The following is a 12,328-nucleotide window of genomic DNA, read 5'->3' on the forward strand; positions in this document are numbered from 1 at the left end:
ACAGATAAAACTATGACAGTAGCGGAATTGAAAGAAAAGCTGGAGGAGTTCCCCGGTGATTACGAGGTGATTATGCTCGTACAGGATGATACCTACGGGGTAGATGTCGTCCGAGAAGGTTCTTTGTGGAATATCATTTTAGAGTAAAGCTATGGGTAACTATTCAAGATTTTACGTCCTCATGAACCGCCTTCCGGTTCATGACGACGAAATGAAGGAGCGCCTTGTACGACAGTATACGGGCGGGCGGACGGCAAGCCTCCGGAAGATGTTCGAGGCCGAATATAAAACTATGTGCGACGCGCTGGACGGGTCGCTGAAAGACCCCAAGAGCGGACAGCGGGAGCTGCTCCGAAAGCGGCGTTCTCAAGCGCTGCACGTAATCCAGCGGTTGGGCGTCGATACGACCGACTGGCCGCGAATCAATGCTTTCTGCCGCGACAAACGAATTGCCGGAGCGGAGTTCTACGATCTCGGCCCGGAGGAGCTGGCCGCGCTGACCGTCAAACTTCGCGGCATCGAACGCCGTGGCGGGTTGAACCCCCAGCGGCCGGAGCCGAGGCTGTCGTCTCGGCCGGAGACGGCCAAAGAACAGGTTATTTATATGCCGCTGGAAGGCGGCCCGATTTGCTGACAATGGAAAAGAACCCCTACGAAAACCTGCGCGTCGATAATCGCACGCGGCTCCCGCAGCCGTGGGAGAATTATCCCGTGCTGCATCCGGGAGCATTCAAGACCGAGATCGTCTACATCGACGGATACGAACACGCAAAAATCCATCTGGGCCAACAGGACGGTGTTTGGACCGCGGGCTACGACTTCCAGGCGGGGAAATGCGGCGGGGGATGCTATCCTGGCCGTAAATGGGGCGACTTCGTGACGGAGCGGGATGCCAGGCTATGGGTACTCGGTGAATTTTTGACCTTCGACACCGAGGACAATCCACTCCCGGCGGCCATGAAGAAAGCCATTAACGTTCGCATCTTCGAAATCCGGCAGTTTACATTATTCTAATCAAATACAAACAAAATGAAAACACGAATTAAAAGGTGGATGTGCCGAATCTTCGGCCACCGCAACTACGAGGAGGTGTTTGCCGAGCGGACGATACGCTATTCTCCCCGGAAACAGAAGCCAATCTACAAGGTCGTGCGGGAGCTTCGATGCGACCGCTGCGGAGAGGCACACCGCGAAGAGCTGCGCTCCGGCATCCGTCGTTCGCAACTTCTGAAAGAAGGCTGGTTTATCGAACAGTAATAAAACATCAGAACAATGAAACAGGACCCTATTTTTTCAAGTGAAATCCCGATGCCACCGGGGAAGCTGCTCCGAGGCGCAGCGGGTAAGCCTTCGAAGGCCGCAGGAACTACAAAGCGTAAATACACACGTAAAGCCCCCGAAATCCCCCCCCCCCGACAATGGGGCTCCAGCTAACAGGACAGAGCCGAAATACACGCCTATATGCACCATTCCAGAGGTACAAATCAGCTCCTTCGGTCTGGAATACATCAAGGTTCTGACTGACCTACTGGCATTGATCGCCGAGCCCCAGCGAGCGAAGCTGGTCGATTTTATTATACAGGAAAAAATCATTTAACACCAAATTTATGGAACAGATAAAAACGGTACAGATGACCGCCGAGGAAGCGGCACAGTACGAGGCTTTCAAAGCCGAACAGGAAAAGAAAGCGGCGGCCGAGAAGGCCAAGAAAGACCGCGAAATTTACAGTCAACTGGTCGACGAGGAGATCGAGCAGGCTATTCCCATGCTGCAGGAGTTGAGCGGTGACATCCGGACCGTGAAGGAGAAGGTCATCGACAACTTTCGGCAAATCCTCGACATGAAGGCCGGGGTCCTCAAGCGAGTGAAGGACGGGCAGAAAAGCCACACCTTCACCAATTCTGATGGCAACAAACGGATCACCATCGGCCGTTGCGTCGTCGATGGCTGGCGCGATACGGTCGAGGACGGCATCGCCATCGTGAAGGATTCGGTCATCGGGCTGATCAAGGACGACGAAACGAAGGCGCTCGTCAATCAGATCATGCGCCTGATCGCCCGCGACCAGGCCGGGAACCTCAAGGCGAACAAAGTGCTGCAGCTGGATAAACTCGCAGCGGAGCTGAACAACGACCGTCTCAACGAGGGTATCGCCATCATCAAAGAGGCGCACATCCCGAACTTCTCAAAAACCTACATCCGTGCGGAGTTCCAGGACGAAAACGGTGTGTGGCGGTATATTCCCCTGGGCATGACCGAAGCGTAATAAACCGATCCGGCAGGCAACATGGGGAAGCACCATAAAAACACGCTGCGACGCATAAAGCTGGTCTGCGACATCGTGCAGCAGCATTATGAGCCGGGAAACTACGCCAAGAGCTACTATAAGGTCTGGCGGCAGTACGTGAACCCCGTGTACCCGTGTTGCTACCGGACATTACTCAAGTACATAAACACCCCCTTGGGCGATCTCAAGAGCGACGCCCCGGAGGACCTACGACAATTAAAACTTTTCGACGATGACACAAGCGAAACTGAATAAAATCGACAGGCAGAACCTTTCGGCGGGCATGAACGCTGTCGTTTGGCCGTTTCTGCTGTTCAGCCCTATGGGGTTCCGGGCGGGGATCGCCGCCAGCGGCTTCTGCGTACTGGTAACTGCGACCGTTCTCTTCATCCGCAACCGCAAGCGGTATGTAGGGTGCGACTGGCGCAGCCACCTGCTGACCTTCGTCCCCGGCCTCGCCTACTGGACGCTCGCTATTGGCTTACACCTTATTTTCGGATGATGGACGAAATAACAACCATCCTGCTGGACGTACAGGATCACCTCGGAAAGACCGTCCCGGAGCTTGCCTACGTCGATAAGGATTGGGGACAGCTCTCGCTGGAGAAACCCGCCGTAAAATTTCCGTGCGCCCTGCTCGACCTGAAGGATGTTTCTTTCACGCAAACGGGCAACGGCGGCCAGGTCGCCGATACGCAGATTACCGTTACGGTGGCGAATCTCCGGCTCACATCGTCCTCGCTAACGGCTCCGAAAAAGGAAGATGCCTACCGGATCATTGGGCTGCTTGCCAAGATACATACGGCGTTGCACATGTTTTCGGCGGGCGACTATGCGCCGCTGTTCCGGACGAGGTTGCGCAAGATCGTTGCAGACAGCTCGCGGGAGTGTTACGAACTGACCTACCAAACAGCCTACATGGTCGGCTTCGACACGGGAGGTTCCACGGCAAAGGTTACGAGCGTTAAGTTGGAGCTCAACTAAACAAAGGGCATGAGAAAGGCCGGGCAAATTGCCCAGCCTTTTTTACTTGAATATCCCCTGCAGGAAAATGTTGATACGTCGGCCGATTTGCTCCTCCAGCTCTTCGGCTTCACCCATGAACTGACGTTTCGGCATGTCGAACCCCGCACCGCGTCCGGCCCGGCCGCCCTCGTTGTGAACCTGAGCGTATGGGACCTTTTCATTCCCGGCCGCCCATACCACACGGTCAGGCGTTGCCTCGGCCGTGCGGACGCTGTTCATCAGCGCGGCGCTCTGCACCATCAGCGAACCACGTCGCCGCTTTCCAGCTTCGTCGACCTTGGCCCTGGGCCATGCCTTGCCATCGAACGCCTTACTCCGGAAGGCCCCCTTAAAATAGGACACCCCGGTAGCCGCTGCCAGGTTGGCAACCTCCTGCATATCCACACGCAGTCCCTCAAGCACTCCTTTCGGTATCATCACTCTATTTTTTAATCAGCAGCCCCCGGCGGTATCTCCAACGCGGGTCTGCGGTTTTCGCCAGCTTCGTCCCGGCGGACTCCGGCCCGATCTCCAGCCATGTGTCGACCTCCAGCGTTCTCCCATCGTGGATGCTGCACACGACATTGATGGCTTTCCCCTGGTAAAATTTGATGTAATTGTAGCAGTTAAACACCGTTTTATAGTCGTTCAGCCATACTTCGTCGGGATTCTTGAGTACATCCTGCAGACTGCCGAGCAGCGCGGCCCGCTTCGCCCCGTTTCCGCCCGTTGTGTGGGCTTTGAGCGTCGTGGCGGTCATGGCTACCGTTTTGCCGGAAAAGTCCGTCATTCGCCCGTTTTTGGCGAGCCATTCGGACGGCTTGCCCGTGAACTCCTGCAGGGACTTCGTCGCCCCGGCCAGACATTTGCCGAATGACGGCAGCCCATAGTGGCTGGAGTACAATTTGCCGACGAGGGACGCCGCCCGGTCGGGAAACTTGCGGATGTACATCTGATTCGCCGTGAACACTTCGCCCAACTCGGCGCGGTTCACGCCCCAGCCCTGGGCAGCCGCCCGCTTCCACTCGGACGTCGACATGAACTTTTGAACCTTCCCGCGCTCAGCATCGGTGTCCCCGTCGAACTCGTCGGCCATGATGGCGTCGACCCAGCAGCGGCAACCCCAATCGTTCGGCGGATATATCTCGCTCCACATTGGGTCGTCGGCCGAGAGCGTCAGCCCGTCGAGCGCGGCGTGTTCCGGGCGCACCTGTCCGTCGCCGACGGTACGGTAGACCCACAAGGGCAGCACCTTTTTGCTCGCCTGCAGCTGACGATACTGGCTTGCCGACTCGGCGACCTGCACGGCCGTCCGGTATTCGGTGCGCTGCCATGTATCGTTGAAGGTCGACGTGATTCCCTCGGCCCGGCCCTTGAAATCGTTGTAGCTTTTACTCTCGCGGAAAGCCTGGTTAAGTTCCTGCACTTCGGCGAGCGTTTTTGCCGCCGAAAAGTGGAATAGGTTCTGCTCCATTGCGGCGGTATAGACATCATCCGGAGCGCTGTACGATATTTCGTTTTTCGGCGTTCCGCGGCGGTGTTTGAACCCCTTTTGAAAGCCTTTCAAAAGGTCGTTTGCCAAATGCCGGAACAGGTCCGCGTCCCAATAGGTCGTCTTGCCGTCGGCGACGCGCTGGATCAGCTGCTCGTTAAGCGCCGTGAGGTCGCTGCCATTCGATGCCCCGGCCTGCGGGGCGTCCGGAAAAAAAGCGCGGCCCTCCCCCTCGTCACCGTCCCCGCCATCACCACCACCCGGCGGCTGCACGTCGAACGACTTTTTCCCAATCACCTCGATACCGAAGGTGTCTTTAATCCAAGCCGGGTCGACATCATAATACTGCGACGCTTCGTGTACCATCTTCCATAGCTTCTCAAGGTCGATCTCCTTAGTGATTACCAGGCGAAGGCCCGGTTTGAGAAATCCAATAGCGGCGAATGCGGGCAGGAACTTCCGGTTGAAAGACGACTCGATCAGGCGGTTGTCGGCCTTCACGACCGACTCGACGAGCTTGGTGCTGCTCTCCTCCTTCGAACGGTTGCCGTTCTCGGTGTCCTGGCCGACTACAGCCGCGAGGTTGAGAAGTGAGAGCTGCTGATCGCAGGTCGATATAAGGTTCTTGTAAACGTCGCCGTTGGTACTTACCCCCTGCGCAAACTCGAACTCCTCCGTGGTGTCGATGATGAAATAGGCGGCTGAGCCGATCTCCCGCATCATCGTTTCGGCACGCTCCAGCATGTCGTCGTCGGTGGTGTTCGTCTTCATCACGCGGGGCGGTATGCCGAATATCTCGCATAACTCGCTCCAGCATGAAAGCGCGAATTTTTTGATCAGCACATAGGGCACGGCCTTGTTCAATAGTCCGAGGTCGCGCTTGCGGGGATATATCTCGACGAGCCACTTTCTGAACTCCGGCAGTTCCCGGTAATCGAGTGTTTCAGTTCCGGACGTGTCGGGATAGAATTTCCCGACCTCCGGGGAGACATTCGTGCGCGGGATCAAATCCGCCTCCAGTCCGTCCGGACCATAGCTGAACTCGATCAGGGAGTGGTTGAAGAACTGCGACTCGATGATCAGTTCGACAAGGTCCTCGTACAGGCCGGAATCCTTGAGCTTCTGCGTTTCCTCGTCGTCCCGCTTCCCGTTCACCTGCAGTTCGAAGTTCGCCCCCTGGCTCTTGCCGATGCGGAGAACCGACACCTGCGACGTCATCAGGGCGTCGTCCATGATATCCGAGAAAAGGTTCTGCAGGAGTACCTGCTTCGGCTCGGTGGTGCTGGTCGCCTGTTGCCGCGCCCGTTTCCAATCGGCGATATCCTTTCGGGTAATCGACTCCTGCCGCTTGATAACGCGGCGGATTAGCCGGACGTCTTTACGGCTGTCCTTCTTCGGCTTCTCGGCGGCGGCCTCCATCCGCGCCGCCTTTGTTTTGTATCCGATCTTCTTCATTAGAATGAGTGTCTGAATTTAGGATTCGACCCAAACCGGGCTTTGATCTTCACTTCGCCTTTCTCGTCGGTCAGCAGCGGAAGGCTCGGCGTGCGTGTACCTTCGGCCACGCCCTCCAAGTACTTGATGACACGGTCGTAACGCTCCTTCCATATTTCGTATATAGTTTCGGCGTTCGACAGTTTGATGATGTTCCACACGGTTACGACCTTGGTATCTTCCAGGATCAGCGCGTTGCGGTCCTTACCCTCGGCCGCGAATATCTTGTCCGCGTCGTACCGCGGCCGCAGATATGAACGTACCTCTTCGATGGCCGCTTCGATAGCCTGTAATACGATCTGCTCGTCGCCCTCTGTAATTTCGTCGATGATATGGGCGTACATACTGCTGTGCAGTTCTTCCGGTTCTAAATACATACTGATATTGTTTTACCACCTGCGGCTGGCCCGCTGGCCCACCGCATAGCGGTTGTTCGTCTTGCGCACGGAATTACTCAATTTCCAGATTGCCCCCTCCAGCGCATCAGGTGCGTCGTCGTGGACCTTGCTGCCCTTTTCAAAGCAGAGAAGCTGCTCGATTAGAACCTGCATGCCCTGCGAGTCGCGCTCCAGTTCGTTGAAAATGATGTCCCCGCGTTCGAAAAGCGGCTGCAGGGCTTCGATACGGGCGAACTTGTCCGGCTTCTTGCGGGTATCCCCGACAATGGGTATCTGATATCCGACCTTCTCCCCGTACTTGCGGAACTCGTCCAGCAGAAGGTCTTGCATGAACCCCGCCTCCATTTCGTAACGGGTCGGGTTGTCACCAACGTAATCGTGGGCGTCGTAATGCCATTCGACCATCGTCGACACCTTCGTTTGGTCAGCATAAGCCTTCAACACATGGTATTTACCCTGTGGCGTTATGCCGACCAGCATCGTCGCTTTGTAGTCGGCCGTCGCCGAAGATTTGAAGGAGGGGTCGGTGTAGCAGATGATACCGCGATATTCCCGCATCCGCAACATTTTGCCAAACCGGATATACTTCTCTTCGAAGATCGTTCCCTCATTGACCGGATTGTTCATATATTCCTTTTGGAAGCGTCGCTCTCCCATCTCGACCCGGTTGTTGTGAATCTCCTCCAGGGTGTAGTTTTCCTTCCAGACAGGGCGTCCCCTGGCGTCGAGAGCGTTCACAACGGTATGATAGAAATGCGGCCGCTCGGCCATATCCCCCAGAACGGACTTGCGGCCGATGCGGTTCCCAACCAAGACAAAACGACCGCGCCCCATCTCCATCGTACCGTAAAGGGCCGATAAGCACCAGTCCACCGTGTCGCCGACGCGTCGGGGATTGCGGCACATTTCGTCATCGTCGATGTCGTCGATGCTGATGTAGTTAACACGAATACCGCGCTTCTTAATGCCTCGCGGTGTCTGCCCGCGCCCCAGAGCGATGAACATATCGCCGCTGGCAGTGACGAACTCACCATCAGTCCACAGGCCTTCGCCTTTTTGCGCTCCGAAGTCGTGAATGTAAAGGTCGTTTGACTCGAATTCCGCCTGCAGGTCACCGAGCAGACGCTTCGCGGCATCCCGGCTTTTGGACACAAGGACCATCACCATCGGCTGGCGGTTGTCCTGGATTTTCAGCCACAGGGGGATCATCAACGAAATATGGGAAGACTTCGCGTGACCACGCGCCCACTCGAACACGCAGCGAGCGCGGTCGTTCTTGAGAATGTAGCTCGCCGCGTCGATCTGGAACTTGCCGCAGGCTTTGACGGCCAAGTGTGGAAAGTACGTCTGCACAAAATAGGCATAGTCGGACTTCGCGCGCTTGATACGAGCCTGCTGATCCTTATCCTCGCCCTTGGCTGTCTTGGTCGTTGCGCTTTTGATGTCCTGGCAATGCAACACCCATCGCTCCCACGCTTCCTTGTATTTCTTGCTCGCCGCTGCCATTAGCTACGCCTCCTGGGCCGAGATATATTCGATGTATTTCTTGTGGTATTTGTTAATCGTCGAGATCAGTTCCGGAGTCAGCTCGTCGTCGGTCTCCATCCGCTGCATAAGCCATTGCTCCAGGTCGATGATTACGTCGATCACCTCGTCCTTCGTGATGCCCTTGGCGATACGTTTCGCCGAGGCCATGACTTTGGCGATATTGTCCGACAGTTTGGTGATTGCATCGATGTTGTCCGTTTCGCCCTTGTTCAACTTGGCGATGATCAGCTCTGAAATTTTCTTCGCGGCGAGCATCAACGAATTTACCAGGGCAATCGTCGAGGTGCTTTGTTCCTTTCGCTGCCGCTCCCAGTTGTCCTCGTTCGCCCACTTGCTGATGGTCGCTTCCGTCAAATCCGTTTTCGCGGCGATGATCTTCTGTGTTTCGCCGCTCAAATACAGGCGGAACGCATAGTCCCGGAGAACGTCCAGCTCGCGCTTCGTCCTCGGCTTCTTTGTCTGTTTAGCCATTCATATTTTCAAAAATTACCCGTCGGGGGTTGTTTGTCGATGCAAAAGTGGGGTCTTTCCCGCGCATTATAAAAATGTATGTAAGTTCTTTACACACATTTTGTTAAGACGTGAACCTTTGCCCAACTTTGCACTGCGGGGTGGAGCAGATGGCAGCTCGTCAGGCTCATTACCTGAAGGCCGGGGGTTCGAGTCCCTCTCCCGCATCAACCTTTCGTGTGGATAGCGAACTTTTTATGATGGACGGACATCGGCAGCCGAGTAGCAACGGTCGGTGTTCATTGAAACAATGGCGCAGCGGCGAATTGCTACCTGGTTAAGCCGCTGCAGGTGGAAAACAATGGAAAAAACATATATAGATTCCGTAAATGAAGTGCAGCGGGAAGCTGTGATGCGACTCTACGGCACAATCGGGCCGAAAGTAGACGGCGACTATTTCGCCCATGAACTCGCGTCACTCGACCGGGGTGACTTCGACCTTATTCATATCCGGATGAACTCTCCCGGCGGCAATGTCTTCCAGGGCATGAGCATCATTTCGGCGATTCGCTCCATGAACACCCCCGTCTGCGTACACATTGACGGTATCGCGGCGTCAATGGCTGCCGTTATTGCGGTTGCCGCGGACCGGGTATGTATGATGGATTTCGCCAAAATGATGATCCACGACCCCTACTTTTCAGGGACGAATGAAAAGGCGATGAGTGCTAAACAGAAGAAGGCCCTGGCCCGGCTTACCGATATGCTGCGCAAGGTTCTTATCCGCCGGGGCAAGGACGAAGCGGCGATGGCGAAGCTGATGCAGGAGGAGACCTGGTTCTCGGCCGAAGAGGCGAAAGCCGCCGGGCTGTGCGACGAGATCACCGGGTCCGCAAAGAACGAATACATGGGTTTAGAGCCGCTCCAGCTGGTTGCGGCTGTCGAAGCTGAATACCAAACCAATCAAGAAAAAATGGAAAAAATCAATCTGTCGGCCGAGGCCAACGCGGCGCTCGGCAGCAAGAACGGCCCGCTGGACGAGGCCGCCGTGAGTGCGGCGATTATCGCCACCATCGCCGCGAAGGACAAAGAAATCGCAGACCTCAAGACCGCAAGGGATGCAGCCGATGCAGAGGTCACACGGCTGAAGAAAGAGAAGGAGGACACCGTGGCCGCCGAGGCTGTTGCGTTTGCCGAGAGTCTCGTCAAAGCGGGCAAGATCGACGCAGATGCCAAGGAGGACGCTGTTGCGATGTACAAAGCCAACCCGGAGAGTGCCCGTAAGATTTTCAACGGCGTTCCGGAGCGCACGAAGCTCGCGGGCATGGTCGGCAAAGGCGGCGGTGACTCCGCGAAGTTCGCCGCCATGTCGTGGGACGAACTGGACCGGGCCGGGCTGCTCGCCGAACTGAAGGCCAACGATCCTGACCTGTACGAGAAGAAGTACAAGGAGATGTCCGCCGCCCTGCGTGTCTGCCGGGGATAACTGAAACCGTAAATTCTAAAACACATTACAAGAATGGCATTACAAGTTGAAATTTGGGTGAAATCCATCATCGAAGGGCTTTTCGCCAACAACACCTTTGCGGCCCGCTCGGTCGACCACAGCGAGTTCGTCAACAACAAGACCGTCCACGTCCCGAACGCCGGTGCGGCTCCGAACGTCGAGAAAAACCGCACGGTATTCCCCGCCAGCGTAACCAAGCGTGAGGACGTCGACCTGACGTATGACATGGACGAGTTCACCGTCGATCCGGTGCGCATCTCCCACGCCGAGCAGGTGGAGCTGTCCTACAACAAACGTGAAAGTATCGTTCGCCAGTCGCGTCGCAAACTCGCGCAGGACATCTACGATTCGATTATCTACGACTGGATTCCGGAAGGCGTGAAAGTCGTCGAAACGATCGGGGCAGCTGTCGCTGCTCACATCAAGGGGGCCACGGGTGACCGCAAGCTGATGACGAAGAAAACCGTCGAGGAGCTGCAGACGCTTTTCGACGAGCAGGACCTCCCGGAAGAGGGCCGTTGCATCCTGCTCGACGCCCGGATGTATAACCAGCTCATGAACTCGATGACCGACGCCGAGCAGAACAACTTCCTCAACTGTGCTGACCCCGCCCGTGGCGTGATCGGCAAATACCTCGGCTTCGACTTCTACAAGCGTTCTAAGGTGGCGAAGGTCGCAACCGACGGCACGGTCAAACCGTGGAGCGCGGCCGACGCTGCGACCGACTGCGCCGCAGGTCTGGCCTGGCACGAGGACTGCGTGTCGCGTGCACTGGGCGAGTCGGTTCTGTTCGACGACGAAGGTAATCCGCTGTTCTACGGGGATGTTATCTCCTTCCTGCAGCGTGCCGGAGGCAAGAGCATCCGCGCTGACAAAGCAGGTATCGTGCTGATCAAACAGGGAACGGCTGCATAGCGGGGAATGGAAACCTGGATTATCTACGTTATTGCGCCCATCGCCGTCGCCGTTGTTAGCTGGATGCTCGGTAAGAACGGCCGCCGGATCGATGAAACGTCCAAGCTGGTGGCTCTCCTGCAGGAGGAGATCGCCCGCCTGACGGCAAAGGTCGCCAAGCTGGAGGAAAAGGTCGAGGTGAAGGAACGCGAGTCCGAGCGTAAGAGCGGGATAATCCAGGAAGCCTTCCGCTGTAAGACACCGTCGGCCCGATGCCCCGTGTTACTCAAATTATTCGAAAACAACGAACGACAAGAAAATGAGCAGAGGACTGAGAAACCGCAATCCGGGGAATATCCGCCGGAGCGCGACCCGCTACAAAGGAGAGACGACGAGTACAGACCCGGCCTTTAAAGCGTTCGAATCGCTGGCATGGGGCTACCGGGCAATGTTCGTGCTGCTCCATACTTACCGGGTCAAGCATAACTGCCGCACCTTGCGGGAAATGATTTCCCGCTGGGCGCCACCCTCGGAGAACCATACGGATAAATACATAGTAACGGTGGCAACTCGCTCAAATGTCCCGTTCGATATGGAGATCAACACCCAACGGCGTGATATGATGATTCCGATAGTGGCAGCTATGAGCTTCGTCGAAAACGGAGTACCGGCCCGAATGGAGGATGTAACGGCAGGCTGGGAGTTGTTCGAAAGGTACAGGGTATGAGACGTGCCACGTCTATCGTCCTTATCCTGCTGGTTCTCTCCGGGTGCGGGGCTTCCCGCAAGACTATGAAGTCGGACACGGAGACAGTCCGCGAAGCGGCCGCTGCTGTTCATGCCGAGGCGGACACAACAGTAACCGAGCAGACAACGACGCACGCGGAGCTGTCGAAAGACGAGGAGATCATCACCGAGGTAACCGAGTTCGACACAAGCCGCCCGGTGGACCCGGCAACGGGGACGCCCCCGGTGAAGCGAAAAACCAAGCAGGTCCGGAGGGCAGCCACCCAGGCGCAGCAGGTTACTACTGCCAATACCGAAGCGGTGGGCTCGTCCACCATGAGCGCGGATGCCGCCGAGAAGGAGAACACCGCCACGCATTCGGAAGAAAAGGCCCGCCGTGGGCTCAACTGGTGGCAAACGGCACTTTGCGCAATAGGAGTTATCGCCATCCTGGCCGGAGCGTTATGGCTTTGGATACATAGCGTTACAAACCTTTGGAAAGGTAGAAAATAACAAATTAAAATTC

17 protein-coding genes and 1 tRNA gene are annotated in these 12,328 nt (G+C 56.3%); 13 read left to right on the forward strand and 5 right to left on the reverse strand.

Annotated features, from left to right (window positions below):
• The first annotated feature begins 12 nt into the window (after nt 1-12).
• The 7 genes from BLU78_RS14300 (at nt 13) to BLU78_RS08780 (ending at nt 3,272) form a co-directional block, all read left to right on the forward strand.
• Nucleotides 13-147 (forward strand): hypothetical protein, encoded by a 135-nt coding sequence (locus BLU78_RS14300; protein WP_261797737.1) that lies wholly within the window; start codon nt 13-15, stop codon nt 145-147.
• A gap of 34 nt (nt 148-181) precedes the next feature.
• A complete protein-coding gene (locus tag BLU78_RS08745) occupies nt 182-634 on the forward strand; it encodes a hypothetical protein (protein WP_231290750.1) in 453 nt (150 codons plus the stop codon).
• 2 nt (nt 635-636) lie between these two features.
• Nucleotides 637-1,014: a hypothetical protein gene (locus BLU78_RS08750; protein WP_010260709.1), complete on the forward strand. Its 378-nt coding sequence runs from the start codon at nt 637-639 to the stop codon at nt 1,012-1,014.
• Between the two features lie 15 nt (nt 1,015-1,029).
• Entirely contained in the window at nt 1,030-1,257 is a 228-nt protein-coding gene (locus tag BLU78_RS08755; RefSeq protein WP_231290752.1) for a hypothetical protein, read from the forward strand.
• Nucleotides 1,258-1,607: 350 nt separating this feature from the next.
• Nucleotides 1,608-2,267, forward strand: coding sequence for a DUF3164 family protein (locus BLU78_RS08765; RefSeq protein ID WP_010260714.1), 660 nt, complete (start codon nt 1,608-1,610; stop codon nt 2,265-2,267).
• Between the two features lie 253 nt (nt 2,268-2,520).
• Complete coding sequence (locus tag BLU78_RS08775) at nt 2,521-2,790, forward strand: hypothetical protein (RefSeq protein WP_010260719.1); 270 nt, start codon at nt 2,521-2,523, stop codon at nt 2,788-2,790.
• Nucleotides 2,787-3,272: a hypothetical protein gene (locus tag BLU78_RS08780; protein WP_010260722.1), complete on the forward strand. Its 486-nt coding sequence runs from the start codon at nt 2,787-2,789 to the stop codon at nt 3,270-3,272. Before BLU78_RS08775 ends, BLU78_RS08780 begins: the two co-directional genes overlap by 4 nt.
• Before the next feature lie 42 nt (nt 3,273-3,314).
• Here the strand turns inward: BLU78_RS08780 and BLU78_RS08785 are convergent, their stop codons facing one another.
• Genes BLU78_RS08785 through BLU78_RS08805 form a run of 5 tightly spaced genes read right to left on the reverse strand, consistent with a single transcriptional unit; the run spans nt 3,315 to nt 8,696 of the window.
• On the reverse strand, nt 3,315-3,731 hold the full coding sequence (locus BLU78_RS08785; RefSeq protein WP_010260724.1) for a phage virion morphogenesis family protein: 417 nt from the start codon (nt 3,729-3,731) through the stop codon (nt 3,315-3,317).
• Nucleotides 3,732-3,735: 4 nt separating this feature from the next.
• Nucleotides 3,736-6,240, reverse strand: a complete 2,505-nt coding sequence (locus BLU78_RS08790; protein ID WP_010260728.1) for a phage portal protein family protein — start codon at nt 6,238-6,240, stop codon at nt 3,736-3,738.
• Nucleotides 6,240-6,656, reverse strand: coding sequence for a phage protein Gp36 family protein (locus BLU78_RS08795; protein ID WP_010260731.1), 417 nt, complete (start codon nt 6,654-6,656; stop codon nt 6,240-6,242). The genes BLU78_RS08790 and BLU78_RS08795 overlap by 1 nt, the downstream gene beginning before the upstream one ends.
• 12 nt (nt 6,657-6,668) lie before the next feature.
• Entirely contained in the window at nt 6,669-8,183 is a 1,515-nt protein-coding gene (locus BLU78_RS08800; protein WP_010260742.1) for a hypothetical protein, read from the reverse strand.
• Between the two features lie 3 nt (nt 8,184-8,186).
• Nucleotides 8,187-8,696, reverse strand: coding sequence for a terminase gpP N-terminus-related DNA-binding protein (locus BLU78_RS08805; RefSeq protein ID WP_010260746.1), 510 nt, complete (start codon nt 8,694-8,696; stop codon nt 8,187-8,189).
• Nucleotides 8,697-8,830: 134 nt separating this feature from the next.
• On the opposite strand from BLU78_RS08805, the gene BLU78_RS08810 reads away from it, so the two are divergent.
• The 6 genes from BLU78_RS08810 to BLU78_RS08830 all read left to right on the forward strand — a co-directional run bounded on the left by BLU78_RS08810 (nt 8,831) and on the right by BLU78_RS08830 (nt 12,315).
• Nucleotides 8,831-8,903 (forward strand) — tRNA-Met (locus tag BLU78_RS08810).
• Nucleotides 8,904-9,036: 133 nt separating this feature from the next.
• The gene (locus tag BLU78_RS08815) at nt 9,037-10,161 is read left to right on the forward strand and encodes a head maturation protease, ClpP-related (protein ID WP_010260750.1); all 1,125 of its coding nucleotides are present in this window, start codon (nt 9,037-9,039) and stop codon (nt 10,159-10,161) included.
• Between the two features lie 33 nt (nt 10,162-10,194).
• A complete protein-coding gene (locus tag BLU78_RS08820) occupies nt 10,195-11,097 on the forward strand; it encodes a P22 phage major capsid protein family protein (RefSeq protein ID WP_026020647.1) in 903 nt (300 codons plus the stop codon).
• A 6-nt stretch (nt 11,098-11,103) separates the two neighbouring features.
• A complete protein-coding gene (locus BLU78_RS14010) occupies nt 11,104-11,490 on the forward strand; it encodes a hypothetical protein (RefSeq protein ID WP_010260757.1) in 387 nt (128 codons plus the stop codon).
• Nucleotides 11,396-11,803, forward strand: a complete 408-nt coding sequence (locus BLU78_RS14225; RefSeq protein WP_020693161.1) for a structural protein P5 — start codon at nt 11,396-11,398, stop codon at nt 11,801-11,803. Before BLU78_RS14010 ends, BLU78_RS14225 begins: the two co-directional genes overlap by 95 nt.
• Nucleotides 11,800-12,315 carry a hypothetical protein gene (locus BLU78_RS08830; protein WP_010260763.1) on the forward strand — a complete coding sequence of 172 codons (516 nt, stop codon included), beginning with the start codon at nt 11,800-11,802 and terminating at the stop codon, nt 12,313-12,315. The genes BLU78_RS14225 and BLU78_RS08830 overlap by 4 nt, the downstream gene beginning before the upstream one ends.
• Nucleotides 12,316-12,328: the final 13 nt, after the last annotated feature.

Origin of the sequence: Alistipes timonensis JC136 (genome assembly GCF_900107675.1) — a bacterium.
In the GTDB taxonomy this organism is placed as follows: Bacteria; Bacteroidota; Bacteroidia; order Bacteroidales; family Rikenellaceae; genus Alistipes; species Alistipes timonensis.

Coding starts and splice junctions, on each gene's coding strand:
- BLU78_RS14300 (WP_261797737.1), top strand. CDS start 13: ATGACAGTAGCGGAATTGAAAGAAAAGCTGGAGGAGTTCCCCGGTGAT.
- BLU78_RS08745 (WP_231290750.1), top strand. CDS start 182: ATGAACCGCCTTCCGGTTCATGACGACGAAATGAAGGAGCGCCTTGTA.
- BLU78_RS08750 (WP_010260709.1), top strand. CDS start 637: ATGGAAAAGAACCCCTACGAAAACCTGCGCGTCGATAATCGCACGCGG.
- BLU78_RS08755 (WP_231290752.1), top strand. CDS start 1,030: ATGAAAACACGAATTAAAAGGTGGATGTGCCGAATCTTCGGCCACCGC.
- BLU78_RS08765 (WP_010260714.1), top strand. CDS start 1,608: ATGGAACAGATAAAAACGGTACAGATGACCGCCGAGGAAGCGGCACAG.
- BLU78_RS08775 (WP_010260719.1), top strand. CDS start 2,521: ATGACACAAGCGAAACTGAATAAAATCGACAGGCAGAACCTTTCGGCG.
- BLU78_RS08780 (WP_010260722.1), top strand. CDS start 2,787: ATGATGGACGAAATAACAACCATCCTGCTGGACGTACAGGATCACCTC.
- BLU78_RS08785 (WP_010260724.1), bottom strand. CDS start 3,731: ATGATACCGAAAGGAGTGCTTGAGGGACTGCGTGTGGATATGCAGGAG.
- BLU78_RS08790 (WP_010260728.1), bottom strand. CDS start 6,240: ATGAAGAAGATCGGATACAAAACAAAGGCGGCGCGGATGGAGGCCGCC.
- BLU78_RS08795 (WP_010260731.1), bottom strand. CDS start 6,656: ATGTATTTAGAACCGGAAGAACTGCACAGCAGTATGTACGCCCATATC.
- BLU78_RS08800 (WP_010260742.1), bottom strand. CDS start 8,183: ATGGCAGCGGCGAGCAAGAAATACAAGGAAGCGTGGGAGCGATGGGTG.
- BLU78_RS08805 (WP_010260746.1), bottom strand. CDS start 8,696: ATGGCTAAACAGACAAAGAAGCCGAGGACGAAGCGCGAGCTGGACGTT.
- BLU78_RS08815 (WP_010260750.1), top strand. CDS start 9,037: ATGGAAAAAACATATATAGATTCCGTAAATGAAGTGCAGCGGGAAGCT.
- BLU78_RS08820 (WP_026020647.1), top strand. CDS start 10,195: ATGGCATTACAAGTTGAAATTTGGGTGAAATCCATCATCGAAGGGCTT.
- BLU78_RS14010 (WP_010260757.1), top strand. CDS start 11,104: ATGGAAACCTGGATTATCTACGTTATTGCGCCCATCGCCGTCGCCGTT.
- BLU78_RS14225 (WP_020693161.1), top strand. CDS start 11,396: ATGAGCAGAGGACTGAGAAACCGCAATCCGGGGAATATCCGCCGGAGC.
- BLU78_RS08830 (WP_010260763.1), top strand. CDS start 11,800: ATGAGACGTGCCACGTCTATCGTCCTTATCCTGCTGGTTCTCTCCGGG.